Annotated in this window: 24 protein-coding genes; 11 read left to right on the top strand and 13 right to left on the bottom strand. The window is 71.8% G+C overall.

Going from position 1 to position 25,177, the window contains the following annotated elements; all coding sequences use genetic code 11:
- Positions 1 to 26 precede the first annotated feature (26 nt).
- Positions 27 to 1,694: a hypothetical protein gene (locus J2X60_RS00490; protein WP_309886125.1), complete on the top strand. Its 1,668-nt coding sequence runs from the start codon at positions 27 to 29 to the stop codon at positions 1,692 to 1,694.
- 55 nt (positions 1,695 to 1,749) lie between these two features.
- Here J2X60_RS00490 and J2X60_RS00485 read toward each other — a convergent pair whose 3' ends face one another.
- The 5 genes from J2X60_RS00485 to J2X60_RS00465 form a co-directional block, all read right to left on the bottom strand.
- The gene (locus J2X60_RS00485; RefSeq protein WP_309886123.1) at positions 1,750 to 2,682 is read right to left on the bottom strand and encodes a 4-(cytidine 5'-diphospho)-2-C-methyl-D-erythritol kinase; all 933 of its coding nucleotides are present in this window, start codon (positions 2,680 to 2,682) and stop codon (positions 1,750 to 1,752) included.
- A gap of 9 nt (positions 2,683 to 2,691) precedes the next feature.
- Complete coding sequence (locus J2X60_RS00480; protein WP_309780374.1) at positions 2,692 to 4,008, bottom strand: PLP-dependent transferase; 1,317 nt, start codon at positions 4,006 to 4,008, stop codon at positions 2,692 to 2,694.
- Positions 4,008 to 5,060 (bottom strand): LLM class flavin-dependent oxidoreductase, encoded by a 1,053-nt coding sequence (locus J2X60_RS00475; protein WP_071302821.1) that lies wholly within the window; start codon positions 5,058 to 5,060, stop codon positions 4,008 to 4,010. Before J2X60_RS00475 ends, J2X60_RS00480 begins: the two co-directional genes overlap by 1 nt.
- A gap of 90 nt (positions 5,061 to 5,150) precedes the next feature.
- A complete protein-coding gene (locus J2X60_RS00470) occupies positions 5,151 to 6,149 on the bottom strand; it encodes an alpha-L-glutamate ligase (protein ID WP_309886122.1) in 999 nt (332 codons plus the stop codon).
- A 60-nt stretch (positions 6,150 to 6,209) separates the two neighbouring features.
- Positions 6,210 to 7,052 (bottom strand): helix-turn-helix transcriptional regulator, encoded by an 843-nt coding sequence (locus tag J2X60_RS00465; protein ID WP_071296062.1) that lies wholly within the window; start codon positions 7,050 to 7,052, stop codon positions 6,210 to 6,212.
- Positions 7,053 to 7,105: 53 nt separating this feature from the next.
- Between J2X60_RS00465 and J2X60_RS00460 the strand changes: the two genes are divergently transcribed.
- Entirely contained in the window at positions 7,106 to 7,897 is a 792-nt protein-coding gene (locus tag J2X60_RS00460; RefSeq protein ID WP_254790896.1) for an SDR family oxidoreductase, read from the top strand.
- A 54-nt stretch (positions 7,898 to 7,951) separates the two neighbouring features.
- On the opposite strand, the gene J2X60_RS00455 is transcribed toward J2X60_RS00460, so the two are convergent.
- The 3 genes from J2X60_RS00455 to J2X60_RS00445 are packed head-to-tail and all read right to left on the bottom strand — an operon-like array spanning position 7,952 to position 9,647.
- A complete protein-coding gene (locus J2X60_RS00455) occupies positions 7,952 to 8,407 on the bottom strand; it encodes a hypothetical protein (RefSeq protein ID WP_309886120.1) in 456 nt (151 codons plus the stop codon).
- A gap of 57 nt (positions 8,408 to 8,464) precedes the next feature.
- Positions 8,465 to 9,004 (bottom strand): hypothetical protein, encoded by a 540-nt coding sequence (locus J2X60_RS00450; RefSeq protein ID WP_309886118.1) that lies wholly within the window; start codon positions 9,002 to 9,004, stop codon positions 8,465 to 8,467.
- A 46-nt stretch (positions 9,005 to 9,050) separates the two neighbouring features.
- Positions 9,051 to 9,647: a hypothetical protein gene (locus tag J2X60_RS00445; RefSeq protein WP_309886116.1), complete on the bottom strand. Its 597-nt coding sequence runs from the start codon at positions 9,645 to 9,647 to the stop codon at positions 9,051 to 9,053.
- 326 nt (positions 9,648 to 9,973) lie between these two features.
- On the opposite strand from J2X60_RS00445, the gene J2X60_RS00440 reads away from it, so the two are divergent.
- Positions 9,974 to 10,444 carry a YbaK/EbsC family protein gene (locus J2X60_RS00440; RefSeq protein WP_309886115.1) on the top strand — a complete coding sequence of 157 codons (471 nt, stop codon included), beginning with the start codon at positions 9,974 to 9,976 and terminating at the stop codon, positions 10,442 to 10,444.
- Complete coding sequence (locus J2X60_RS00435; protein WP_309886110.1) at positions 10,444 to 11,361, top strand: pentapeptide repeat-containing protein; 918 nt, start codon at positions 10,444 to 10,446, stop codon at positions 11,359 to 11,361. Before J2X60_RS00440 ends, J2X60_RS00435 begins: the two co-directional genes overlap by 1 nt.
- Here the strand turns inward: J2X60_RS00435 and rsmA are convergent.
- The 4 genes from rsmA to rsmI form a co-directional block, all read right to left on the bottom strand.
- Positions 11,306 to 12,157, bottom strand: coding sequence for a 16S rRNA (adenine(1518)-N(6)/adenine(1519)-N(6))-dimethyltransferase RsmA (gene rsmA, locus J2X60_RS00430; RefSeq protein WP_309886108.1), 852 nt, complete (start codon positions 12,155 to 12,157; stop codon positions 11,306 to 11,308). The genes J2X60_RS00435 and rsmA overlap by 56 nt on opposite strands.
- Positions 12,157 to 13,065, bottom strand: coding sequence for a TatD family hydrolase (locus tag J2X60_RS00425; protein WP_092385956.1), 909 nt, complete (start codon positions 13,063 to 13,065; stop codon positions 12,157 to 12,159). The genes rsmA and J2X60_RS00425 overlap by 1 nt, the downstream gene beginning before the upstream one ends.
- Positions 13,062 to 14,639, bottom strand: a complete 1,578-nt coding sequence (gene metG / locus J2X60_RS00420; protein ID WP_309776669.1) for a methionine--tRNA ligase — start codon at positions 14,637 to 14,639, stop codon at positions 13,062 to 13,064. Before metG ends, J2X60_RS00425 begins: the two co-directional genes overlap by 4 nt.
- Positions 14,640 to 14,760: 121 nt before the next feature.
- Positions 14,761 to 15,582: a 16S rRNA (cytidine(1402)-2'-O)-methyltransferase gene (gene rsmI, locus J2X60_RS00415; RefSeq protein ID WP_070418096.1), complete on the bottom strand. Its 822-nt coding sequence runs from the start codon at positions 15,580 to 15,582 to the stop codon at positions 14,761 to 14,763.
- 65 nt (positions 15,583 to 15,647) lie between these two features.
- On the opposite strand from rsmI, the gene J2X60_RS00410 reads away from it, so the two are divergent.
- A complete protein-coding gene (locus J2X60_RS00410) occupies positions 15,648 to 17,279 on the top strand; it encodes a phospholipid carrier-dependent glycosyltransferase (RefSeq protein ID WP_309776678.1) in 1,632 nt (543 codons plus the stop codon).
- Positions 17,280 to 17,336: 57 nt separating this feature from the next.
- Here J2X60_RS00410 and J2X60_RS00405 read toward each other — a convergent pair whose 3' ends face one another.
- Complete coding sequence (locus tag J2X60_RS00405; protein WP_070418094.1) at positions 17,337 to 17,984, bottom strand: TetR/AcrR family transcriptional regulator; 648 nt, start codon at positions 17,982 to 17,984, stop codon at positions 17,337 to 17,339.
- Between the two features lie 165 nt (positions 17,985 to 18,149).
- Between J2X60_RS00405 and J2X60_RS00400 the strand changes: the two genes are divergently transcribed.
- From J2X60_RS00400 to J2X60_RS00375, 6 genes are all read left to right on the top strand, one after another.
- Complete coding sequence (locus tag J2X60_RS00400) at positions 18,150 to 19,691, top strand: MFS transporter (RefSeq protein WP_309886106.1); 1,542 nt, start codon at positions 18,150 to 18,152, stop codon at positions 19,689 to 19,691.
- 332 nt (positions 19,692 to 20,023) lie between these two features.
- Positions 20,024 to 20,584, top strand: a complete 561-nt coding sequence (locus J2X60_RS00395) for an MOSC domain-containing protein (protein WP_070418093.1) — start codon at positions 20,024 to 20,026, stop codon at positions 20,582 to 20,584.
- 83 nt (positions 20,585 to 20,667) lie between these two features.
- Positions 20,668 to 21,561: a rhodanese-like domain-containing protein gene (locus J2X60_RS00390; protein ID WP_309886104.1), complete on the top strand. Its 894-nt coding sequence runs from the start codon at positions 20,668 to 20,670 to the stop codon at positions 21,559 to 21,561.
- A 73-nt stretch (positions 21,562 to 21,634) separates the two neighbouring features.
- Positions 21,635 to 22,702, top strand: coding sequence for an NAD-dependent epimerase/dehydratase family protein (locus tag J2X60_RS00385; RefSeq protein WP_309886103.1), 1,068 nt, complete (start codon positions 21,635 to 21,637; stop codon positions 22,700 to 22,702).
- Positions 22,703 to 22,706: 4 nt separating this feature from the next.
- A complete protein-coding gene (locus J2X60_RS00380) occupies positions 22,707 to 23,279 on the top strand; it encodes an ATPase (RefSeq protein WP_309886100.1) in 573 nt (190 codons plus the stop codon).
- 38 nt (positions 23,280 to 23,317) lie between these two features.
- Positions 23,318 to 25,162: a DUF255 domain-containing protein gene (locus J2X60_RS00375; RefSeq protein ID WP_309886099.1), complete on the top strand. Its 1,845-nt coding sequence runs from the start codon at positions 23,318 to 23,320 to the stop codon at positions 25,160 to 25,162.
- The last annotated feature ends 15 nt before the right edge of the window (positions 25,163 to 25,177 follow it).

The following is a 25,177-nucleotide window of genomic DNA, read 5'->3' as shown; positions in this document are numbered from 1 at the left end:
CAGCCGCCGCGGATACCGTCCTCACCGTGACTGCACCACGGACCGGCACCATCAGCATCCCCCGGACGACGGGGATCGCGCCGGTCCGTGCCCGCTCCCGGTTCCGGGCCCTCGTGTCGAGCATCGGCACCGCCGTCGTCCGCACGCCCGAGCTGACGGTCGGCGCGTTCGGCGTGATCGTCTGCGCCGCCTTCGCCTGGGTCCCCTCGCTCTGGTACGACGAGGCGGCGACGGTCACGAGCGCCCAGCGGACCTGGCCGCAGCTGTGGGCCGAGCTGCACAGCGTCGACGCCGTGCACGGGCTCTACTACTCGCTGATGCACGTCTGGTTCTGGCTCGTCGGGTACACGCCGTTCACGCTGCGGTTCCCGAGCGCCCTGGCCATCGGCGTGGCGGCGGGGCTCGTCGTCGCGCTCGGGCGCCGGCTCGGCGGACTTCGCCTCGGCATCACCGCCGGGCTCGTGTTCCTCGCGCTGCCCCGCGTGCAGTGGGCCGGGTCCGAAGGTCGGCCGTACGCCACGATCACGACCCTGGCCGTCTGCCTCACCCTCGTCGGTCTGACCGCGGTCCGCCGCACCCGGTCGGGTCGCAGCCTGCACTGGTGGGCGGCCTACGGAGCACTCGCACTCGTCTCGGTGACCTTCAACGTCTACCTCTCGCTCGCGGTCGTCGCGCACGCCGTGACCCTGCTGTGGACGCTGGTCGCCCGCCGCGCCGCCGCCCGTCGCGCCACGGTGTCCCGCCGCGGCCACGACCTGGGTCCGGCGCTCGTCACCCGCGGGGTCCTGGTCCGCTGGGCCGTCGCAGCCGTCTTCGCCGCCGTGGCCGTCTCGCCGCTCGTCGTCGAGGTCGCCTCGCAGTCGAAGCAGGTCGCGTGGATCGCCGGCATCGGCGAACGTACGGGCGTGCAGGTGTTCGCCACGGCGTGGTTCGGCGGCGTCGACGTGTACGCCGCGGGCGCATGGGCGCTCATGCTCGTCGGCACGGTGTTCGCCCTCGTCGAGGCGCACCGGCGCTCCGCCACGGTCCGGTCGCTCGTCCGCGCGCAGGCGGTCCGCGTCGCCGTGCCGCTCGTCGTCATCCCCACGGCCGCGCTCGTCCTCGCCACGGCGATGGGGAAGCACCTGTACTCGCCGAAGTACGCCACGCTCAGCCTGCCGTTCGTCGCACTGCTCATCGCCCTCGCCCTCACGCTGGTCCGGCCGAAGGCACTGCTCGCCGCCGCCGTGGCCGCCGTCCTCGTGCTGTCGGTGCCCACGGCCGTCGCCGTGAAGGAGCCGCTCGCGAAGCAGGACTCGACCTGGGCCCGTGCCGCCTCGATCATCGCCGCCGAGCGGAGCACCAACCGCGCCGACGCCGACGAGGGTGTCGTGTTCGGCAGCGTCTACGGGCACCCCGGCACCACCGCCGACGTCATCCGCATCTCCTACCCGTCGGCGTTCGCGGGCATGACCGACCTCGGCGTGCGCAAGGTCGGAACCGAGTCCGGCGTCCTGTGGAACCAGACCGGGGATCTCGAGACGACGATCCCGAGCCGCCTGGGCGACATCGACACGGTCTGGTTCGTCGGCGGGACGGTGAAGGCGCGCAACATCGAGCCGGAGACCGCCGCGGTGCTCGCGGAGCACGGCTTCACGGCGAAGGAGCACTGGAAGACCGGCACGGTCGTCATCACGGAGTACGTCCGGAACTGACCGGCCAACGGGGCCCGCCGCCCGACGGGACCGTGCCGCCGTCGGTGCAGGACGGTCAGTGCAGGACGCGGGCGCCGTGCACCGGTCCGGCGGCACGCACCGCGACCATGCCGGCGGCGCTGAGCTCGACCTGCACCTCGAGCGCGGCATCACGGTCGGCGACGAGGAACGCCACCGTCGGCCCGCTGCCCGATACCAGTCCGGCGAGGGCACCGGCCTTCTCCCCGATCTCGAGCGTCGTCGCGAGCGCGGGCTGGAGGCGCATCGCCGGGGCCTGCAGGTCGTTGTGCAGGCAGTCCGCGAGCAGGTCGGGATCGCCCGCGCGGAGGGCCTGCAGCACGTTCGCCTCGACCACGGGCGTGGTGGGTGCCGGCGCGATGTCCGCACGGTACCGCTCACGGTGTTCGTCGAGCGCCCGGTACACGGCGGGCGTCGAGAGGCCGGCGTCACTCAGGGCGAGCACCCAGTGGAACTCGCCCTTGGCCAGCGCCGGGCTCAGCTCGTCACCGCGCCCGGTCCCGACCGCGGTCCCGCCGGCGAAGGCGAAGGGCACGTCGGCGCCGAGCTGCGCGGCGAGGCGCAGCAGTTCCTCACGCCCGAGCGCAGTCCCCCACAGCGTGTCGACGGCGAGCAGGGTCGCTGCGGCGTCGGCCGATCCACCGCCCATCCCACCGGCGACCGGGACCTGCTTGTCGATGGTGAGCCGGACGCCCCCGCGGTACCCGGCGGCGTCGGCCACGAGGCGCGCGGCCCGGATCGCGAGGTTCGACTCGTCGACCGGGACCGACCGCGAGTCGATCGGCCCGGTGAAGGTCACCGAGAAGTCGTCCGCCGGCTCGGCCGAGACGTCCTCGTACAACGAGACCGCCTGGTACGCCGTCGCCACGTCGTGGTAGCCGTCGTCCTGCAGGGCCCCGACCGACAGGTAGACGTTGATCTTCCCGGGGGCGCGCGTCCGCACACGGGTCGGTGCGGCCAGCGTGGTCATGCCCCCAACCTATCCCGACGCAGCCGCGAAGCCGCGCGTGAGGTCCGCGAGGATGTCGTCCACGTGCTCGAGTCCGATGGACAGCCGGATCAGCCCGTCCCCGACCCCCGCGGCCGCCCGCTCCGCCGAGGTCATCTGCACGTGGGTCGTCGACGCCGGGTGCACGACGAGCGAGCGCACGTCGCCGATGTTCGACACGTGGTCGAACAGCTCGAGCGCCGCGACGAACCGCCGCCCGGCGTCGACCCCGCCGTCGAGGTCGAACGCGAGCACCGCCGACGGACCCGCCGGCACGTACCGCTGGGCGAGTTCGTGCCACGGCGACGACGGCAGCCCGGCGTAGTGCACGCCGAGCACCTGGTCGTGCGCGTCGAGCCACGTCGCCACCGCGGCCGCGTTCGACACGTGCCGGTCCATCCGGAGCGACAGGGTCTGGATGCCCTGCAGCACGAGGAAGGCGTTGAAAGGGGCGATCGCCGGCCCGAGGTCGGCGGAGAGCTTCGAGCGGGTGCGCTGGATGAAGGCGCGCCGCCCGAACTTCTCCGCGAAGTTCGTGTTCGCGAACCCGGACTGCTCGGTCGTCGCGAGCTGCGGGTACCGCTCGGCGTGCGCCGCCCAGTCGAAGTTCCCGCTGTCGACGATGAGTCCGGCGATGGCGCTGCCGTGCCCGGCGAGGTACTTCGTCGCCGAGTGCACGACGATGTCCGCACCGTGCTCGATCGGCCGGACGAGGTACGGCGTGGCGATGGTGTTGTCGACGATGAGCGGCACGCCGTGCTCGTGCGCGACACCGGCCACCCCCGCGAAGTCGAGGACGTCGCCGCGCGGGTTCGGGATCGACTCGCCGAAGAACGCCTTCGTCTCCGGACGGACCGCCGCCGCCCACTCGTCGAGGTCGGTCGGGTCCTGCACGAACGTGAACGCGATGCCGAGGTCGCCCAGGGTGGAGGCGAAGAGCGTGTAGGTCGCGCCGTAGAGCGACGCACTCGACACGATGTGGTCTCCGGCGCGGGCCAGGCCGAGGACGGCGAGCGAGGTCGCAGCCTGCCCGGACGCGAGCGCGAGGGCGCCGACACCGCCCTCGAGGTCCGCGATGCGTCGCTCGAGCGCCGCAGCCGACGGGTTGTTCACCCGCGAGTACGTGTGACCGGGCGCGTTGAGCATGAACCGGTCGGCCGCGTCCTCGCCCGACGGGTACACGAACGCGGCGCTCTGCGCGATCGGCGGCACGTTGGCGCCGAACCCGGGGTCCGCCCGGAAGCCGGCACGGATCTGCCGGGTCTCGAACGCCCAGCCGGCTTCGGTGCCGTCGGAGGCGTCGCCCATCAGACGACCGCCCCGGACGGCGCGGCCACGGACGGCCGGACGAGCGGGATGACCTGCTCGCCGAACCGGTCCATCTCCTCGAGCTGCGGCGAGAACTGCAGCAGCAGCGTGTCCACCCCGGCGTCCTCGAACTCGCGGATCCGCGCGGCCACCTGCTCCGGCGTCCCCACGAACCCGGGGCGGAGCCCACGGTTCGACACCGAGTAGTCCTCGAGCGACGGCACGTGCTCGAGCTGCGACTTCGAGATGAAGTCCTGGTACGACTCGTACGCGTGCCCGTGCTGCACGTCGGTGATCCGCGCGAGCTCGGCCTGCGCCTCCTCCTCGGTCTCGCGGACGATGACGTAGGCGGCCATGCCGAACGCCTCGAACGGCGGCAGCCCCGCGTCGACACGGCGCTGCTTCATCTCGGCTATCTTCGTCCGGAGCTCCTCGACGGTGCCGCCGTGGGTCACGTAGGCGTCGGCGTACCCGGTGATCGCCGCCTTGCCGGCCTCGCTCTCGCCGCCGGCGTAGATGCGGGGGGTGACCCGGGGCTTCGGCTCGAGGTGGCTGTTCTCGATGTCGTAGTACTCGCCGTGGAAGGAGTACGGCGTCTCCCGCCAGAGCCCCTTCATGATCTCGACGAACTCCGCCGTGCGCTTGTACCGGTCGTCGTGCTCCGAGAAGATGCCGCCGTACTGCTTGGCCTCTTCCGCCCACCACGCGCTCACCACGTTGAACGTGAACCGGCCGCACGAGATGTCGTCGATCGTCGCCGCCTGCTTCGCCGTCACCGCGGGCAGGTGGTACCCGGGACGCATCGCCGCCATGATCTCGAGGCGCTCGGTCGTCGCCGCGATGGCCGCGGCGAGCGACCAGGCCTCCAGCGAGGGCGCGGCCGTGCCCTTGATGTCGTTGAGGTTGAGCTCCGGCACGAGCGTCAGGTCGAAGCCGATCCGCTCGGCGCGCTGCGCCAGCCGCTTCACGTAGTCGAAGGTGACCGGCATGTTCTCGTTGTCGACGTTGCGCAGCCAGCCGCCGAAGAGCGGGGTCCAGTATCCGAATCGCACGGGGTGAGTTCCTTGGGGAGGTGGGGAGGGTCGGACTGGAGGCGCGGGGCGGGCCCGCACCGCGCCTCCAGTCCGGTGGATCTTGCGTTCTCAGGCCGTGAGCTGCGCCGCGTACTGCGTCTCCAGCAGGCCACCGAGGTACCGCGCGATGGAGCGCGGGCCGGAGGCCGGCGCGGTCTCCTCGACGGCGGGGTTGTAGTTCGTGTTCGTGTTGATGTCGTAGACGACCGTGCGACCGTCCGTCGTCTCCATGAACTCGACGCCCGCGATCTGGATCCGCTGCTCCGCGAGGAACCCGCGGAGCTGCTGGACGAGCGGGTGCTCGGCGGTGACCTCCGTGCGGACGCTGAACGCCGGGGGTGCCCCGGCGGCCTCGGTGCCGGGGACGTCGCAGACCGCACCCGCGATGACCTGGGGGACCTCGCACGCGTCGGCCGGGCACAGCTCGAAGCTGCCGGCGCTCGTGTCGACGCGGACGGCGTAGACGAACTCGCCGCCGACGAACTCGACGCGCGTGATGAACGGCTCGCGGGCCGTGAGGTACTCCTGCAGCAGGGTGATGCCGTCGACGGGCTCCTCGAACTCCGGGCTGTCGACGTAGGCGTCGAACTCGGCGAGCGAGTCGAACCGGCGGACGCCGAGGCCCTTGCCGCCCTGGTTGTGCTTCGTGATGAACGGCACGTCCTGGCCGCCGGTGAAGTCGTGGGCGGCCTGCTTCAGCGTCGTGCGCCCGAAGACGGCCGTGGTGCGGGGCACGTCGAACCCGGCGTTCCGGAGCAGTCCGTGCTGGGCCACCTTCGAGACCTCGAGCTCGAGGACGTGGCTGCCGCCGACGACCTGTCGACCGGCACGCTCGAGCCAGCCGAGGACCGCGCGGGTGTACTCCTTCGAGTGCTCGTGCCCGCGCGTGTGGGAGCTCGCCGACATCCGCGACCAGTACACGCCCGGTTCGGGGTCGGCTCCGAGGTCGATCTGTCCCTCGGTGAGGAGGATCTCCTCGACGGGGACACCCTCGGCCTCGAAGGCAGCGGCGAGCGGCGGGAACCACTCGGGGTTCTCGTGGATGACGTACACGCGGGGAGTGCTCACCTCGCCACCCTAGGCACGGCCTGCCGGGAGTCGCCAGGTGTGTGACGCGGGTTTACTCCGTCAGCGGGCGAAGGTCTGCTGGCCGACGACGCCGAGGAGCTCGAGCTTCTGCGCGTCCTCGCTGCCCGTCGGTGCGGTGAAGAGCAGCAGCGCCTGCGTCTGGCTCGTCGTGTGGAGCACCTGGCAGTCCACGGTGATGCGGCCGAGCTCGGGGTGGACGAACGTCTTGTGGTCCTCCCACCGGCTCGCCACCTCGTGCAGGGACCACAGCGCTCGGAAGTCCGCGCTGTTCGCCTCGAGGTCGGCGATGAGCTCCGCCGCCCGGGTGTCCGTCGGTCCCGCGGCGCCGACCGCTGCACGGAGTGCGGCGACCTGTGCCCGGGCGAGCCGCTCGTGCTCCTCCGGCGCGTACTTCGCCCGTTCGTAGCCCGTCATGAACCAGCGCCACGGCTGGTACCGCTCGTTGCCCGGCAACCCCGTGGTCGTGCCGAGGAGCGCCGCCCCGAGCCGGTTCTCGACGAGGGTCTCGCCCAGGTCGTTCACCACGATCGCCGGGGTGTCCTCGAGGCGGTCGAGCACCCGGAGGATCGCGGGGTCGACGTGGTCGGAACGGTGGACCCGAGCGGGCGCGTTGTGCCCGGCGAGGCGGAACAGGTGGTCGCGCTCGTCGAGGCTGCAGCGGAGCGCCCGGGCGATCGCCGCCACCATCTGCTCGGACGGCTGCGGTCCGCGCTGCTGCTCGAGGCGCGTGTAGTAGTCGGCGGACATCCCCGCCAGCGCGGCGACCTCCTCGCGCCGGAGGCCCGGCGTGCGGCGGCGCTGCCCGGAGCCGAGCCCGACGTCCTCGGGGCGCAGCAGTTCGCGGCGGCGGCGGAGGAAGTCGGCGAGCCCGGGGCGGTCCATGCCTTCATCGTGCACCGGGCCAGGCGACCGTGCCAGGGATCGGCGGTCCCCCGATGACGGCGCTCTGGTTCGGGCGGTCGGGCGGGTGGATCGTGGTCGTCATGGACATCACGAACTCCACCGTCTTCATCCCCGGCGCGACCTCGGGCATCGGCCTCGGGCTGGCCCAGCGCCTGCAGGCAGCGGGCAGCACCGTCGTCATCGGCGGCCGACGTCGCGCCCTGCTCGACTCGCTGCACGACGAGTACGGCTTCGGCACCGTCGAGCTCGACGTCACCGACCCGGCGTCGATCACCGCCGCGGCCGCCTCCGTCATCGATGCCTACCCGTCGCTCGACGCCCTCGTCACGATGTCGGGCATCATGCGCGCCGAGGACCTGCGATCGTCGGAACACCTGGCCGACGCCGTCGCCACCGTCGAGACGAACCTGCTCGGCACCATCCGCCTCATCGACGCGTTCCTGCCGCACCTGCTCGGTCGTCCGGCGTCGACGATCGTCACCGTGTCGTCGGGGCTGGCGTACACACCGCTCGCCGCGACCCCGACCTACAGCGCCACGAAGGCCGCGGTGCACTCGTACACGCAGTCGCTCCGCCAGCAGCTGACCGGGTCACCCGTCTCGGTGCTCGAGCTCGTGCCGCCGGCGGTCGCCACGGATCTGATGGGCGAGGGCGTCGACTTCGGCGGGATGCCGCTGTCCTCGTTCCTCGACGAGGTGGTGTCGCTGCTGCAGGCCGGCGCGGCGCCGGAGATCCTGGTGCAGAACGTGCTGCCGCTGCGGTGGTCGGAGCGGGACGGGACGCAGCAGCAGCTCATCGAGGCGCTGGCGTCGCGGGGGCACTGACGACCGGCTCGCCGGCCTCCGCTGGCGAGTCGGCGGTGGCGCCGTCCGCCTCGTTCAGTCGGTGGCGCCGTCCGCCTCGCCGCGGGCTCCGCGCCGTCGGATCACGCCGTCGAGGATCCGGTTGACGAGTCGCCAGGCCGGCCACGCGAGGGCCCCGACCAGCGCCGTGTCGACCGGGCGGCCGAGCGCGCGGATCACGACGTACGCGCCCGTCATCGCCAGGCCGGTCGACAGGGCGGCGTTGAGGCGGCGGGGTGTCCAGCCCTGGCCGTGGCTGTGGTCGTGGTCGTGGTCGTGGTGGTCGCCGTCATCGTCATCGTCGTCGTCGGGGAGGCGGTCGAACGTGATCCCCCACGCGACGAACAGCCCGCCCAGCACGACGGCCACCCACGCGGCGTCGTCGGACGGATCCCGGAGCAGCGCGAGCACGGCGAAGACCACGATGGCACACCCCGCGACCACTGCCGTGAGCAGGAGGACGAGTGCGGAACGGGAACGCGGTGCAGACACCCGTCGAAGCCTAGGGCCATCCGGTTGATCCGCGCGTGCCCCGTTCGGGACCCCGGTTCAGAGTGCCGCGAGCAGGTCCTGGAGCTCCGCCTTGGCGTCGGGCATGCGTTCCGGTCCGGTGAGCCGTTCCCGCTGCACGGCGATCCGGACCGTGCCCGCCCGGGAGCCGTCCTCGGTGGTGAGCAGCACCGACTCGCGATCGGGGAACGTCCACCGCGCCGAGGGCCGCTTCCCGCCCCGGCGTTCCGAGGTCGGGGCGAACCCGAACGCCGTCGTGCAGACCGGCACGACCCCGTCGAGCACCGTCTCGCGCTCCCCGGGGACCTGGCGCGACGCCGACACCGCGAACGAGCCGTCCGATCGTTGCCCGGGGATCCGGAGGCCCCTCGCCTGCTCGTACCCGATCGTGACGCCCTGCGCCCACCACGGCTCGACGCCCTGTTCGACGAGCCAGACGGCGATGGCGGCGTGCCCGATCGTCCGTCCGTCGATCTCGTCGATGCGGGCGTACCAGTCGTCCGGCGTGCGACCGGTCGCCGCGAGCACGTTGTCGGCGGCCATCCCCTGCGCGTGCGATCGCACCGTCCCGTCGGTCATGCCGCCATCGTAGGGGCGGTGCGATCGCATCACGCTCGTGATCTCGTCAGGGACTCGTCCAGCCGCTCGAGCGTCGACGCGCTCGGGTGCCACGGACGAACTGCTGGGGTGTGAAGATCGGGAGCAGCGAGGGATCGACCTCTCCGAAGGACTGGTCGACGGTCACGATGCCGTCCGCGCCGGACGCCATCACCATCGCCGCCTGGACCGAGTCGAGGGCGGGGAGACCGAAGCGCTCGCGGTAGTACATGACGTCCTCGAGCAGCGGTGTGAGCTCCACGTACACGGCGTCCGTCAGTGCGATCAGCGCCTGCCACCGGGCGAGCATCGCGCGCGCCAGCTCCGAGACGGATGCCTCCGAGCGTGTCCCCGTGAGACGCACTTCTCGGAGGGCGAGGTCGAAGGCAGCGTCCTGGAGCTGGAGCTCGAGGACGTCGTTGAAGAACAGTGTCGTGTCCGCCAGCACCATCCGTTCGAGGAAGCCGGCGGCCGAGTCGTGCCCAGGAGCGCTGCGCTCGAGTGCGGCGACGACGAAGCTCCGCTCGAGCACCACCGCAGCGGGCATCCGCACCACGTCCTCCATCGGGAAGACACGGTACGGCTCGTCGATCGGAGCGAACTCCAGCGGCATGTCCTCAGACACCCCGCCAGGTGTGACGAGTGGGACGGGGAGCGATCGTGAAGGTCGACGTGCTGAGGATCTCGTGGACCCGTTGTGCGCGTTCCGCCGGGGTGCCGGTCGGTCGGGTACGACGTGCTTCGATCTCAGCAGGAGTGAGCGTGCGATGTGCGAAGGGCCCTGGGCGTGCAGAGCGCTCGAGCGGACGACGGGTGCTGGTCATGGTGTCTCCTTCGGTTCGTGGGGACGACCGTAGGTGGGCACGAATCCGGTCTGCAAACATGTTGGATTTCCATGACTTCGGGACAAGTACTCGCGCTCGACACCGCTTCCCACGAGGATGAACGGTGATGAACGACCGCCTCGCCACCGTCCATCGCATCGTCGCCGAAGCCGGCATCGACGCGACCGCCCGGGAACTCCCCGACTCGACCCACAGCGCCGCGCAGGCCGCCGCCGCGCTCGGCACCGAACCGGGAGCGATCGCGAGCAGCCTACTGTTCCTGGCCGACGGGGAACCCCTGCTCGCGATGACTTCCGGCCGGCACCGGGTCGACACCGACCTGCTCGCCGCCCAGATCGACGCGACCGAGCTCACCATGGCCACCGCGAAACAGGTCCGCGAGATCACCGGGCAGCCGATCGGCGGCGTCTCCCCCGTCGGGCACCCGGCCCCGATCCGCACGGTGGTCGACGAGGCGCTCCGCGAGTACGACACGGTCTGGTCGGCGGCGGGGACCGCGAACAGCGTGCTCCCCCTGACCTTCGAGCAGTTGCTGTCACTGACCGGTGGGACGGTCGTCCGGGTCAACGACCACTGATGGCGACGCGGACGCGCGTCGAGCTGGGGCGACGAGAGGACCTCGGCGCCGACTGCGCGAACTGCTTCGGCCTGTGCTGCGTCGCCCTGGCGTTCGCGAAGTCCGCGGACTTCCCGTTCGACAAGGACGCCGGCGACCCGTGCACGAACCTCGACGACGCGGACGGCTGCCGGATCCACCCGCACCTGCGTGAGCGGGGCTTCTCCGGCTGCACGGTGTTCGACTGCTCGGGGGCCGGGCAGAAGGTCTCCCGGCACACCTTCGCGGGCCGCTCGTGGCGCGACGACCCCGAGACGCGGCGGTCCATGTTCGCCACGTTCCCGGTCGTCCGACGACTCCACGACCTCCTGCGGTACCTCGACGAGGCGATCACCCTCGTGCGAGCGACACACGACGAGACCCCGTGGGTCACGGCCTTCGAGCACGTCCGTCTGCAGAGCGACGGGACGCCGGACGACCTCGCCACCCTCGACGTCGATGCGGAGTACGACCGTGCCCGTCCGCTCCTGCTCGAGGCGAGTGCGATCGCACGTCGGCAGGGTCCGGTCGGTGCCCACGGCCAGCGGGTCGGTCCGGGGACGGACCTCGTCGGCGCGGACCTGCGCGGGGCCGACCTGCGTGGGGCGACGCTGCGCGGGTCGCTCGCCATCGCAGCAGACCTCCGGGGCGCCCGGTTGGACCGTTGCGACCTGCTCGGCGTGGACCTCCGCGACGCGGACCTACGCGGCACCGATCTCCGTGGCGCGGTGTTCCTCACCCAGATGCAGGTCAACGCGGCGCGGGGCGACGCGGCCACGGTCCTGCCGGAGGGGTTCCAGCGCCCCGGGCACTGGAGCACGACGCCGGACGCGGCCGCCGGGGTCACTCCGCCGCGGCGAGGACCGTCCGGCCGAGGCGCACGAAGTCGACGGCGCTGAGCATCTCGCCCCGAGCCGTCGGGTCGACCCCACCGGCGGTGAGGAGTTCCGACGCCCGGGCACTGCTGCCGAGGACACCGGAGAGGCTCTGGCGGAGCATCTTCCGCCGCTGCTGGAACGCCCCGTCGACGAGCGCGAAGACCTGCGCACGCAGTGCTTCGTCCCCGGGCGGGTCGTGCCGATCGAACCCGACGAGCACGCTGTCGACGTTCGGCACCGGCCAGAACACCTGCCGGCTGACCTGTCCGGCGATCGACCACGACCCGTACCAGGCGGCCTTCACGCTCGGCGCCCCGTAGACCTTGCTGCCGGGGCCCGCGGCGATGCGGTAGCCGACCTCGGCCTGCACCATGACGAGCGCCCGTTCGATCGACGGGAAGGTCGCGAGCAGGTGGAGCAGCACCGGGACGGAGACGTTGTAGGGCAGGTTCGCGACGACGTGCGTGGGCGCCTCGGGCAGGTCCGTCGCGGCGACGGTGAGGGCGTCCTGGTGGATGACCTCGAGCCGGGCCGCCGGTTGCATCGTGGCGACCGTGTTCGGCAGCTGGGCGGCGAGCCGGCCGTCGATCTCCACCGCGGTGACGGACGCGCCCGTCTCGGTCAACCCGAGCGTCAGCGAGCCGAGACCGGGACCGATCTCGAGCACCTTCGAGTCGGCGGTGACCCGACCCGACGCCACGATGCGACGGACCGTGTTCGCGTCGTGCACGAAGTTCTGGCCGAGCTTCTTCGTCGGCGTGACGTCGAGCTGGGCCGCGAGGTCCCGGATCTCCGCCGGGCCGAGGAGCGATGCCACTACTGCTCCACCGTCACGGGCTCGGCGTCCCACGCGCCGTAGACGAGCTCGGTGTTCGAGGCGATCTGTGCCGCGAGCATCGAGGCGTCGGTCCCGAGGGTCTCGGCCATCGACCGGAGGGTGAGCGGGATGAGGTACGGCGCGTTCGGGCGGCCGCGGAACGGCGTCGGCGTGAGGTACGGGGCGTCGGTCTCGACCATGATCAGGTGACGGGGTGCGACCTCGAGCGCGGCACGAAGGGGGGCCGCGTTCTTGAACGTCACGGTGCCGGCGAACGACATGTACCAGCCGCGCTCCGCGCAGAGCCGGGCGAGGTCGGGACCGCCGGAGAAGCAGTGGAACACGGTCTTCTCGGGAGCGCCGACACGGTCGAGGACCTCGACCACGGCGTCGTGCGCGTCGCGGTCGTGGATCGTCAGCGCGAGGTCGTGCGCCTTCGCGATGCGGATGTGCTCCTCGAACGAGCGGACCTGGGCGTCGCGGCCGTCCTCGCCGGTGCGGAAGAAGTCGAGACCGGTCTCACCGATCGCCCGGACCCGCGGCAGTGCCGCGAGCCGTTCGATGCCGGCGAGGTGCTCGTCGAGCAGACCCTGTTCCTGCAGCGACGGCGCCTCGTTCGGGTGCAGCGCCACCGCGGCGAGGACCCGGGGTTCCCGTGCGGCGATGGCCGCCGACCACTCCGAGGTGGCCAGGTCGGTGCCGACCTGCACGACACCGCGGACACCGACGCTCGACGCGCGGTCGAGGTGTTCACGGTAGTCCAGCGCGCCGTCGCCGCCGTCGGCGATCTCCATGTGGGTGTGGTTGTCGTAGACCGGGACGACGAGCGCCTCGGGCAGGGGCGGGTAGGTCAGGTCCCGCTTGGACCCGTCGCCGTCACCACGGGCGCGGAGGTGGGCGTCGGTCACGCTGCGCCCTGCTCCGACTGATCGATGCGCGGGAACAACCCGGACTCGAGCGGGACCACGGTCGAGGCACCCTGCCACTCCCAGGCACGGTCCACCCGCTGCTCGGCGATCGATCCGCCGGCACCGATCGAGGCCCAGAGCTTCTCGGTCGCCTTCGGCATGACCGGCGAGAGCAGGACGGCGACGGTACCGAGCCCACGGAGCGCGGTGGCCAGGACGGTGCCGAGCCGCTCGCGCTGCGCGTCGTCCTTCGCCAGCGCCCACGGCTGCTGCTCGGTGATGTACCCGTTCAGCGCGTCGACGAGCTCCCACACCGCGGCGATGGCCTCGTGCGGTGCGAACGCGGCGATGGCGGCGTCGGCGCGCTCGGTGACGGAGACCGCGAGCGCGTCGATCGCTTCGTCGGACGAGGTGAGCGACCCACGCTCGGGCACCGCACCGTCGAAGTACTTCTGCAGCATCGCGACGAGGCGGGAGGCGAGGTTGCCGAAACCGTTCGCGAGCTCGGCCTGGTAGCGGGCGGAGATGTCCTCCCAGCTGAAGTTGCCGTCCTGCCCGAAGGTGATGGCGCGGAGGAAGTAGTAGCGGAAGGCGTCGGACCCGAACGTGTCGGTGATCTCCGACGGCGCGATGCCGGTCAGCTTCGACTTCGACATCTTCTCGCCGCCGACGAGCAGCCAGCCGTGGCCGAACACGCGCTCGGGGACGGGCAGCCCGGCGGCCATGAGCATCGCCGGCCAGATCACCGCGTGGAACCGGGCGATGTCCTTGCCGACGATGTGCACGCTCGGCCAGAGGCGCTGGAAGGCCTCGTCGTCGTCGGTGCCGTACCCGAGCGCCGTGACGTAGTTGAGCAGGGCGTCGAACCACACGTAGAGGACGTGGTCGTGGTCCCACGGGATCTGGATGCCCCAGTCGAAGCTCGACCGCGAGATCGACAGGTCGCGCAGACCCTGCTTGACGAACGAGATGATCTCGTTGCGGACGCTCTCCGGCTGGATGAACAGCGGGTTCGACTCGTACAGGTCGAGCAGGCGCTGCTCGAAGTCGGACATCCGGAAGAAGTAGTTGCGCTCGGACAGCACCTCGACCGGGATCGAGTGGATCGCGCAGACCTGCTGCCCCTCGTACGCACCGGTGCCGGGGACGAGGTCGCTCGGCTGCTTGTACTCCTCGCAGCCCACGCAGTAGAAGCCCTCGAACTCGCCCGCGTAGATGTAGCCGTCGTCGTACAGCTTCTGCAGGAACGCCGTCACGCCGCGCTCGTGGCGCTCGTCCGTGGTGCGGATGAAGTCGTCGTTCGCCACGTCGACCGTGTCGAGGAGCGGCTTCCACGCATCGGTCACGAGCCGGTCGGCCCATTCCTTGGGCGTGACGTCGTTCGCCGAGGCCGTCCGCAGGATCTTCTGCCCGTGCTCGTCGGTGCCGGTGAGCAGCCACGTGTCGTCGCCGCGCTGCCGGTGCCAGCGCGCGAGGACGTCCGCGGCGACCTCGGTGTAGGCGTGCCCGATGTGGGGCACGTCGTTCACGTAGAAGATCGGCGTGGTGATGCTGAACGAGGACCCGTCGGACATGCGGACCATCCTACGGGCGGGCGGGAGCCGCATGACGCGCCCCGCGCGCCACCTGTGGAGAACCGGACGGGAGGCGCGGTGCGTGTCCGGAGCCGCGCCTCCAGTCCGGTGACGCTCGCGTCTACCGCGCCGCCAGCGCGCCCTCGTAGAGGTCGCGCTTCGACAGCCCCGTCGCGTCCGCGACGGCCGCGGCCGCCTCCTTCATGCGCGACCCGGCGGCCACCCGCTCCAGCACGAGCCGGACGCCGTCCTCGATCGTCGTGTCGTCGAGCGCACCGGTCGACCCCTCCACGACCACGCAGATCTCACCGCGCACCCCGTCGGCTGCCCACGCCGCGAGCTCCGCGAGGGACCCGCGCCGGACCTCCTCGTGCAGCTTCGTCAGCTCGCGGCAGACGACCGCGCGCCGGTCGTCCCCGAAGCCCGCGGCCATGTCCGCGAGCGTGTCGCCCAACCGGTGCGGCGACTCGAAGAACACCATCGTCCGCTGCTCCCCGGCGAGCGACGCGAAGAGCCGCCGACGTTCCCCGCCCTTCCGCGTCGGGAATCCCTCGAAGCTGAAGCGGTCGGTCGGCAGCCCCGACACGGCGAGCGCCATGAGCACCGCCGAGGGGCCCGGCAGCGCGGTCACCGTGACCCCGGCGGCTGCAGCGGCCTCGACGAGGGGGAAGCCCGGGTCGCTGATCGCGGGCATGCCGGCGTCGGTGAGGACGACGACGTCCTCGTCCCGCGCGAGCTCGACGACCTCGGCCGCCTTCGCCCGTTCGTTGTGCTCGTGCAGTGCGATGAGGCGCGGGCGGTTCTCGATGCCGAGCGCCCGCATGAGGTGGATCGCGGTGCGGGTGTCCTCGGCGGCGACCACACTCGCGTTCGAGAGGGTCTCGACCAACCTCCGGGAGGCGTCTCCGAGGTTGCCGATGGGCGTTGCTGCGAGCACGATCACGGGACCATTGTGGTCGCCTGTGCGCGGCTGCGGGGACATGGCGCCGATCCGTAGGATGCTCTCCGATGACCAGCGAGCTGACCGACGACCGCACCGCCGTCCCCGACGGGCCGGTCGGCTCCCGTCTCGACGACTGGTGGGGGCGCACGCTCTCCACCGCCAGGCGCGTCGCCGTCTGGCGCTGGGCCGGGCCCCTGGCCGTCACGCTGCTGGCCGCGGTGCTGCGGCTCGTCGCCCTCGGACACCCGCACTCGCTCGTGTTCGACGAGACGTACTACGTCAAGGACGGCTGGTCGATCGTGCACCTCGGGTACGAGGGCACCTGGCCGGGCAACCCCGCCGACAGCTCCCAGCCGACGACGGACCAGCGGTTCGCGTCCGGTGAGACCTCGCTGTTCACCAGCGCTGCGGAGTTCATCGCGCACCCGCCGCTCGGCAAGTACCTCATCGGCCTCGGGATGCTCCTGTTCGGCGCGGACAACTCGTTCGGCTGGCGGTTCGCCGTGGCGGTGCTCGGCATCGCGACCGTGTTCCTCACGGCGGTCATCGCCCGGTCGCTCTTCCGCTCGACGCTGGTCGGCACCCTCGCCGGCTTCCTGCTCGCGATCGACGGGCAGGCGATCGTGCTGTCCCGTGTGAGCCTGCTCGACGGGATCCTGACGTTCTTCGTGGTGCTCGGCTTCGGCGCGCTGCTGCTCGACCGTCGCTGGACGTCCCGGCGGCTCGACGCCTGGGTCGCCCGACGCACGGCAGCCGGCCGCGACACGCTCTGGGGGCCGGTGCTCTGGTGGCGTCCGTGGCTGATCGCGATGGGGGTGGCGCTCGGACTCGCGACCGCGACGAAGTGGTCCGGCATGTACTTCCTCGCGTTCTTCGCGGTGTACTCCGTGCTGACCGACATGATGCTGCGGAAGCGGGCCGGCATCGAGTTCTGGTCCTCGAGCGCCTGGCTGCAGCAGGGACCGGCGTCGTTCCTGCTCACGGTGCCGATCGCCGCGGTCACCTACGTCGCGTCGTGGACCGGGTGGTTCGTGTCGAAGGACGGCTGGGACCGCGACTGGATCGCCACGGGCGGGCAGCGCTGGACCGGCGCGCTGTCGTGGGTGCCGGACAGCCTGCAGAACTGGTGGCACTACCAGTCCGAGATCTACGGCTTCAACATCGGCCTGCACACCCCGCACTCGTACCAGGCGAACCCACTGCTCTGGCTGCTCATGCAGCGACCCACGTCGATGTACTACGTCGGCACGAACGCCGGTCAGGACGGCTGCACGGCGACCCGCTGCGGGGAGGCCATCACCGGCATCGCGAACCCGTTCATCTGGTACGCGGCGGTCATCGCGACCGTGGCGCTGCTGGTGCTCTGGATACTGCGCCGCCGGTGGGAGTACGCCTTCGTCCTCATGGGCGTCGCGGCGGGGTACCTGCCGTGGCTGCTCTACGTGAACCGAACGGTGTTCCAGTTCTACACGGTCTCGTTCGAGCCCTTCATGGTGATGGCGCTCGCCGCGGCGATCGGGTTGGTGCTCGGGTCACGGGACGATCCCCGGCCACGCCGGACCCGAGCGGTCGCCTGGGTCGGCGTGTACCTCGGGGTCGTCGTGCTCGCGTCGGCGTACTGGTTCCCGATGTGGACCGGCATGCAGATGCCGTGGGACTTCGTGCGGTCGCACTACTGGGTGCCGAGCTGGTTGTAGCGCGTGCGCGGTGTCAGGACTGCGCGTGTGCGCCGTCAGGACTGCGCGCGTGCGCCGTCAGGACTGCGCGTGCAGTGCTCGCTCGATCGATTCGCGGTCGAGCGGCTCGCCGAGCATGGGCGCTTCCCGTTCGCCCGGGAGCACGCCCTCGATGAGGACCTCGGCGTAGCGGCGCCACGCGTTCGGGTCGTGCGCGCGGGTGGTGTCCGCGACGGCGCCGACCATCGAGGTGAGCATCGGCAGGTCGCGGTAGTCGAACCCGACCCGCACGACGCCGGCGTCCCGCGCACGGCGGATGATCTCGGAGACCTGGGTCTCGAGTCGATCGCGTTCCTGCACGATCGACGGACGCGACTTGCCGGCACGCACGATGGCGTCGGCGAGGGCCCGGTCGCGTGCCCGGAACTCGAACACGCCCATCAGGTACACCCGCAGGGACTCGCGCGGATCGGACTCGTCCGCTGCACGTGCCGCGGCGTCGTTCATCGCCTCGAACTTGGTGGCGAGCAGCGCCTCGATCAGGGAGTCCTTGTCGGCGAAGCGGCGGTAGACCGTGCCGACGCCGACCCCGGCCTCGTGCGCGATGTCGTTCAGCGTGACCGACAACCCGCGTTCCGCGAAGCACTTGCGTGCCGTCTGCAGGATCAGCTCGCGGTTGCGTGCTGCGTCGGCGCGGAGGGGGCGCTCGAGGTCGGTGGTGCTCACGGCCTCGACGCTAGTTGAACTTTCTGGGAATAAGCGGATGCGGACCTTCCGTTTCGGTCTACACTGGTCACAAGCGGATGCATCGCATCCGCTTCATCCTCCCTCTCCCGGAGCGCCCGACGGCGCGTGCTCCACCATCCCTCCACCTTCTCGAAGGAGGCTGCCGTGACGGCAGAACAGACCGTGCCGACCCCCACCGGGACAGCACCCACGACTTCCGGCTCCACGCCCGACAAGAGCAACCACCGTTGGATCGCCCTGGCGGTCATCGCCCTCGCGCAGCTGATGGTCGTGCTCGACGCGACGATCGTCAACATCGCACTGCCCTCGGCCCAGGCCGACCTCGACTTCGGCACCGACCAGCGCCAGTGGATCGTCACGGCGTACTCGCTCGCGTTCGGTTCGCTGCTGCTCCTCGGCGGGCGGCTCGGCGACCTCTTCGGCCGGAAGAACACCTTCATCATCGGGCTCGTCGGCTTCGCCGTGGCGTCCGTGCTCGGCGGCCTGGCGGACTCGTTCGGCCTGCTCGTCGCCGCTCGTGCACTGCAGGGCGTGTTCGGCGCGCTGCTCGCCCCCTCCGCGCTGGGCATGCTGACGACGACCTTCCGCGACCCGAAGGAACGCGGCCGTGCGTTCGGCATCTTCGGGTCGATCGCCGGCTCCGGTGCCGCGATCGGCCTCCTCCTCGGTGGCGTTCTCACCGAGTACGCGTCGTGGCGCTGGTGCCTCTACGTGAACGTCGTGTTCGCCGTCCTCGGCGTGATCGGCGCCCTGGTCTTCATGGCGAAGCCGCCGAAGGTCGAGCGTCCGCGCATCGACGTCGCCGGCGTCCTCACGATCACGGCTGGCCTCGTCGGCGTCGTCTACGGCTTCTCGAACGCCGAGACGAACGGCTGGGACTCCCCGCTCACGATCGTCATGCTCGCGGCCGGCGTGGTGCTCATCGCGGCGTTCGTGTTCATCGAGACCCGTGTCGCGCACCCGCTGCTGCCGCTCCGGGTCGTGCTCGACCGTGACCGCGGTGGCTCGTTCATCGCGATCGGCCTGGTGGCGATCGGCATGTTCGGCATCTTCCTGTTCCTGACCTACTACCTCGAGCAGACCCTCGGGTTCAGCTCGCTGCACACGGGTCTGGCGTTCCTGCCGATGCCGCTCTCGATCATGATCTCGGCGACGCAGATCGGTGGTCGCCTGCTCCCCCGCGTCGGGCCGAAGGTGCTCATCTTCGCCGGTGGTCTCGTCGCGTCGATCGGTCTGCTGCTGCTCCTCCGCACGGATCTCGACAGCTCCTACGCGGGCACCGTCCTGCCGGCGCTCATCGTGATCGGCCTCGGCATGGGCACGATCTTCTCGTCCGCGATGAACACCGCGACGACCGGGGTCGCCCGTGCCGACGCGGGCGTGGCCTCGGCGACGGTGAACACGATGCAGCAGATCGGCGGCTCGATCGGCACCGCGCTCCTGTCGACGATCTTCGCCGACGTCGTGGCGAACAGCCTCTCCGGGCTCTCCGCGGCGCCGACGAAGCTCCAGCAGGCGCAGGCCGTGCTCGACGGGTACCACGTGGCGTTCGGCATCTCGGCGGGCGTGCTCGTCCTGGTCGCCCTGGCCGGTGGGCTCCTCATCAACCGGCAGTCGGTGCGACTCGCGAAGCTCGAGCACGCCAGCGCGGCGACGACGGGTAGCATCCCGACCGCGGCGCACTGACCCACCCCGCTCGACACGAACGGCCCGTCCCGGTTCCCCGGGGCGGGCCGTTCGGCCCGTCCCGGTTCCCCGGGGCGGGCCGTTCGTCGTCTCCGGGCGCGGGTGCGGGGCGGGCGATGCGGGGCGGTGGCGCCGACGCCGACGCCGAACGACATGGTCGACGTCGCACGACATCGGCGTTGTCGCTCGTTGCGCTCGCGAGCATTCGCGGTCGGACGGGAGCGACATGATCGAGGTCGTACGACAACGGGTCTGTCGTTCTGCGTCGACACTCCCGACACGCCGCGCGGGACCCCCTCGCGCCCCGACCCGATCCGCGCCAGGATCGAGGGGTGACCGAACACCAGGAAGACCACGCCGCCGTCGTCTCCGTCAGCCGCGACACCGATCACCGGTTCAGCAAGCCGGTCGTGGACGAGGTCGTGCTCGTCGCCGGCTGGGGCATCGAGGGCGACGCACACGCCGGCACCACCGTCCAGCACCGGTCCCGGGTCGCGCGGGACCCCTCGCAGCCGAACCTGCGGCAGGTCCACCTGCTGCACACCGAACTCTTCGACGAGGTCGCCGAGGCCGGGTACGAGGTCGCCCCGGGCCAGATGGGCGAGAACGTGACCACCCGCGGCGTCGACCTGCTCGGGTTGCCGACCGACACGCTCCTGCACCTCGGCGACGACGCCTGCGTCCGCGTGACCGGCCTGCGGAACCCCTGCCAGCAGATCAACGACTTCGAGCCCGGGCTCCTCCGCGCCGTGCTCGGTCGTGCCGAGGACGGCTCGGTCGAGCGCAAGGGCGGCGTGATGGCCGTCGTCGTCACCGGCGGGGTCGTCCGCCCCGGAGACCGCATCCGCGTCGAGGTCCCCGCCGGCACGCCGGAACCGCTCCGTCCGGTCTGACGATCCGCCGCAGGACGCGGCCCGGTTGCGCCGTGTGTCGGTTTCCCTCGCACACGTCAGGGGTGCCGATTACTGTGTCCGGCATGGCCCCCGTCCTGACCTCGCCGCTCGTGTCGACGCAGTGGCTCGCAGACCACCTCGGTGCTGACGAGCTCGTCGTGCTCGACGCGTCCGTGCACAGCGCGGGGACCGGTCTCGAGACGACATGGCAGACGGCGCGGGACTTCTACGAGCAGCGCGGACACGTCCCGGGCGCCCGGTACGCCGACCTCGTCGAGGCGTTCTCCACGCCCGACGCCGACGTCCCGTTCACCCGACCCGGCGCGGAGCGGTTCGAGTCCGCGGCCGGCGACCTCGGCGTGACGAACACCTCGACGGTCGTGGTCTACGACGACAGCGTCGGCGAGTGGTCGGCGCGGCTCTGGTGGATCTTCCGCTCGTTCGGCTTCGACTCCGTCGCTGTGCTCGACGGGGGCTTCACGAAGTGGCGGGACGAGGGTCGCCCGGTGCGCGTCGGCGCGCTCCGATCGGCGCCGAAGCCAGCGTCGACCCCGGCGTCGCACGTGGGCGACGCGACGGCGACCACGACCTTCCTCGCGGGCGAGGAGCGTCCGCTCTGGGCCGACCACGAACGAGTCCTCCGTGCCGTCTCGGGCGAGCAGCCCGCGTCGCTGGTGTTCGCCGCGCCCGAGTCCGCCCTCGGCGCCGAACACCCGCCGATCGTCCCCGGCAGCACCCCGATCACCGTGGACACGCTCGTGGACCCCACGACGAACGCGTACCTGCGCCGTCCCGCCCTCGAGCAGGCCTTCGCGTCCGTGCTCGACGCCGATGAGATCGTCACGTACTGCGGTGTCGGCAGTGCCGCGTGCGTCGACGCCCTCGCGCTGACGGTGCTCGGCCACGAGAAGGTCCGGGTCTACGACGGGTCCCTGCTCGACTGGTGGCGGCGCGAGCCCGAGGCACTGGCCTCCTAGCCCGACGACCCCGGGGGCCGACGCCGGCGGCCGTCTCGGGTGGCACCGCGCCCGCGCCGACTACCGTTGACCCGTGAGCACCAGACGCGCGGTCGTCCTCGGCGGTACCGGCGGGATCGGTTCGGCCGTCGCGCGTGCGCTCCTCGACGCCTCCGGACGCGGCGGCGACGACTGGCAGGTGGACGTGGTCGCCCGCCGCGGTGGCCCCGTCGCCGACGAACTCACTGCGGCGGGAGCGACGTTCACCCCGGGCGACCGCCGCGACACCGCCGTCCTCCGCGACCTCCTCCGCCCCGGCGCCGACCTGCTGGTGGACACGGTCGGCGTCACCCGCGACGACGCCCGGCAGCTCCTGCCCTTCCTCGAGGACGTCGGCTCGACCGTGTTCGTGTCGTCGAAGGCCGTGTACACCGATGAGCAGGGTCGGCACGCGAACTCGCTGGACAAGCCCGTGTTCGGCGGCGCCGTGACCGAGCTGCAGCCGACAGTCGCTGCGGGCGACGGCGACCCCACCGGTCGCGACGGCTACGGCGCCGCCAAGGTCGCCGCCGAACAGGTGCTGCTCGACCACGGCGCCCCGGTCACCGTGGTCCGGCCCTCGAAGGTCTACGGCGTCGGCATCGGTCGGCCTCGCGAGTGGTTCGTCGTCCGGCGGGCGCTGGACGGTCGGGAACGCGTCCTCCTCGCCGACCACGGCCGCAGCGTCGACCACACCACGGCGGCGAGCGGCATCGGTTCCCTCGTCCGTCTCGTCGCCGACGCACCGGACCGCCGCATCCTCAACGTCGCCGACGACACCGCGCCGAGCGTGCTCGAGATCGTCCGGACCATCGCGGGCCACCTCGACCACCCGTTCGACGAGGTCCTGCTCGACGCCGACGCCCCCGCGTTCGTGGGCACCACCCCGTGGACCACGCCGACGCCGTTCGTCCTCGACACCACCGCCGCACGCTCCCTCGGGTGGGAGCCGCCCGTGTTCGCGACCGCGGTCCGGCCGGAGCTCGACTGGCTCGTCGAGACGGCGCACGCGGTCCCGGTCGGCAGCGACGTCCCGTGGGCCGACGACCCGTTCTGGGACCGGCTGTTCGACTACGGCCCCGAGGACGCCGCCCTCGCCCTCCTGTCGCTCAGCCGGGACTGACGCCGTGCCCCGCTCCGAGGTCCTCTTCATCGGGGGCAGGTCCGGCGTGGGCAAGTCGACCGCGGCAGAGGCACTGCACGACCTGCTCGTCGCCGCCGACGTCCGGCACGCCGTCATCGAGGGCGACTTCCTCGACCTCGCCCACCCCGCGCCGCACGTCGAACACCCGGAGGCCCGCGTCGCCGAACGGAACCTCGCCGCGATGTGGGCCCGGTACCGCGAACTCGGCCACCACCGGCTCGTGTACACGAACACCGTGTCGGTGCTGGAGCAGGATGCGTTGGCCGAGGCGATGGGCGACGATCCCGTCGTGACCGCCGTGCTGCTCCGCGCCGGCGACACGACGACCGCGGACCGGCTGCGCCGTCGTTCCGGTGGGCACCTCCCCGAGGCGCAGCTGGCGCACAGCACGCGGACGGCCAGGAGGCTCGACTCGGCTGTCCGAGGCGACGTCACCCGGGTGGACACCGACTCCCGGTCACCGGTCGACGTGGCCGCGCAGCTCGCGTCGCTCGTGGGCTGGGTCGGTCTGCGGCTGCCTGTGGACACCGCGGATCCGTCCACAGATCGCGACTGAGGGCAGCGCACCCAGGACGGTCGAGGCAGGCTGGACGCATGACCGACAACCGCCTCGGCTCCGCCGTCAGCCCGTACCTCCGCCAGCACGCCGACAACCCGGTGGACTGGCGTGAGTGGGGTCCGGAAGCCTTCGCCGAGGCCCGCGAACGCGACGTCCCCGTGCTCGTGTCGGTCGGCTACGCCACGTGCCACTGGTGCCACGTCATGGCACGCGAGAGCTTCTCCGACACGGGCATCGGCGAACTGCTCCGCCAGGACTTCGTCGCGGTGAAGGTCGACCGTGAAGAACGGCCGGACGTGGACGCCAGCCTGATGGCCTCGGCGAGTGCCTTCACGCAGCAGCTCGGCTGGCCCCTGACGACGTTCCTCACACCGGACGGGCACGTGTTCTTCGCGGGGACGTACTTCCCGCCGTCGCCCGTCGGGCAGGTGCCGGCGTTCCGGCAGATCCTGGCGGCGGTGCTCGACGCGTGGACCGAGCGCCGGCACGAGGTGGACGCGAACGCGAGTGCGATCGCGGCGGCGATCCGGCAGGGTGCCGAGGCGGACCGGACCGCCCGCGGTGGCGCGGACGGTGGCGGGGACGAGCCGCGCCTCCCGAGCGTCGACGACGTCCGAGCCGTCGTCGACCAACTGGCACAAGCCGAGGACACCACGCACGGCGGTTTCGGCGGTGCCCCCAAGTTCCCGAGCGCGCCGCTGCTCGAGTTCCTGTCGGACGTCGCCGCCGACGGCGACGCTCGGGCGTCCGCACTGCTCGAACGTTCCCTGCACGCGATCCGCGCGAGCGAGCTGACCGACGCCGACGGCGGGGTCTTCCGGTACGCGACCAAGCGCGACTGGTCGGTGCCGCACTATGAGCGGATGCTCTACGACAACGCGGGACTGCTCGCGGTGGCCGGGGCGGAGCAGGCTCGGGGGATCGCCGACTTCCTGCGGGACACGCTCCGGCGTGCGGACGGCGCGTTCGTCGCGGCGCAGGACAGCGAGTCCACCATCGACGGCCGGCGGGTCGAGGGCGAGTGGTACCGACTCCCGCTCGACGAGCGCGGGCGGCTCGATCCCCCGCCGCTCGACGACCAGGTGCTCACCGGGTGGAACGGCCTGGCGATCCGGGGGCTCGCCATCGCCGGGGCCCGCCACGGGGACGCCGAGATGATCGCGCTCGCACGGGGTGCGGCCGACGCGATCGTCGCCGGGCACCTCACGGACGGACACGTGTCGGTGCGGTCGAGTACTCCGCGCGGCGCGTCGACGGCGGCGTCCACCATCGAGGACGTGGGACTCCTCGCCGAAGGGCTCCTCGAACTCGCCCTCGTCACCGGGGAGCTCCCCTACGCCGACGTCGCGCGCACGCTGGTCGACGACGGCCTGGCCGGGCGGTTCGACGCCGATCCGGTGCTCGCGGCAGCCGGCACCGCCACGGGCGAGCAGCCGCAGACCGCCATGCGCTCCGGCACGGTCGCACTCGCCGCGGCCGCCACGACGCTCGCCGCACTGACCGGCGACGAGTCGTACCGGGCGGCGGCGGTGTCGCTCGTGACCGACCGGGCCGTCACCGGGACGGAACGGCCGCTCGGGCACGCCGATGCCCTCGGGGTCGCGCTCGCGCTGCAGCGTCCCTCGCGCGAGGTCGTCGTGGTCGCGTCGGACCCGGATGACCCGATCCGTGCGGCGGCCCGCGGCGCTCGGCGTCGGGGGACCGTCGTCGCCACGGTGACCCCGGCGCAGGCGACCGACTGGTCCACCGCGGGCTTCACGCTCTTCGAGTCCCGCGACGGGCTCGAGCCCGCCGGGTACGTCTGCCACGACCGCGTGTGCGCCCTGCCCGCGCGATCGGTCGGCGAGCTGACGGCACAGCTCAGCGCCCCGGATGCCTGACGGGTATCCTGGAAT

Origin of the sequence: Curtobacterium sp. 320, from assembly GCF_031455235.1 — a bacterium.
Taxonomy (GTDB): Bacteria; Actinomycetota; Actinomycetes; order Actinomycetales; family Microbacteriaceae; genus Curtobacterium.
This window is presented reverse-complemented; position numbering and strand designations above follow the sequence as displayed.

Excerpts from the sequence above, each read along its gene's own strand:
- J2X60_RS00485 (WP_309886123.1), bottom strand. The coding sequence starts at position 2,682 with ATGACCACGCTGGCCGCACCGACCCGTGTGCGGACGCGCGCCCCCGGG.
- J2X60_RS00390 (WP_309886104.1), top strand. The coding sequence starts at position 20,668 with ATGGCCCCCGTCCTGACCTCGCCGCTCGTGTCGACGCAGTGGCTCGCA.
- J2X60_RS00450 (WP_309886118.1), bottom strand. The coding sequence starts at position 9,004 with ATGACCGACGGGACGGTGCGATCGCACGCGCAGGGGATGGCCGCCGAC.
- metG (WP_309776669.1), bottom strand. The coding sequence starts at position 14,639 with ATGTCCGACGGGTCCTCGTTCAGCATCACCACGCCGATCTTCTACGTG.
- J2X60_RS00465 (WP_071296062.1), bottom strand. The coding sequence starts at position 7,052 with ATGGACCGCCCCGGGCTCGCCGACTTCCTCCGCCGCCGCCGCGAACTG.
- J2X60_RS00410 (WP_309776678.1), top strand. The coding sequence starts at position 15,648 with ATGACCAGCGAGCTGACCGACGACCGCACCGCCGTCCCCGACGGGCCG.
- J2X60_RS00460 (WP_254790896.1), top strand. The coding sequence starts at position 7,106 with ATGACGGCGCTCTGGTTCGGGCGGTCGGGCGGGTGGATCGTGGTCGTC.
- J2X60_RS00440 (WP_309886115.1), top strand. The coding sequence starts at position 9,974 with ATGAACGACCGCCTCGCCACCGTCCATCGCATCGTCGCCGAAGCCGGC.
- J2X60_RS00375 (WP_309886099.1), top strand. The coding sequence starts at position 23,318 with ATGACCGACAACCGCCTCGGCTCCGCCGTCAGCCCGTACCTCCGCCAG.
- J2X60_RS00480 (WP_309780374.1), bottom strand. The coding sequence starts at position 4,008 with ATGGGCGACGCCTCCGACGGCACCGAAGCCGGCTGGGCGTTCGAGACC.
- J2X60_RS00435 (WP_309886110.1), top strand. The coding sequence starts at position 10,444 with ATGGCGACGCGGACGCGCGTCGAGCTGGGGCGACGAGAGGACCTCGGC.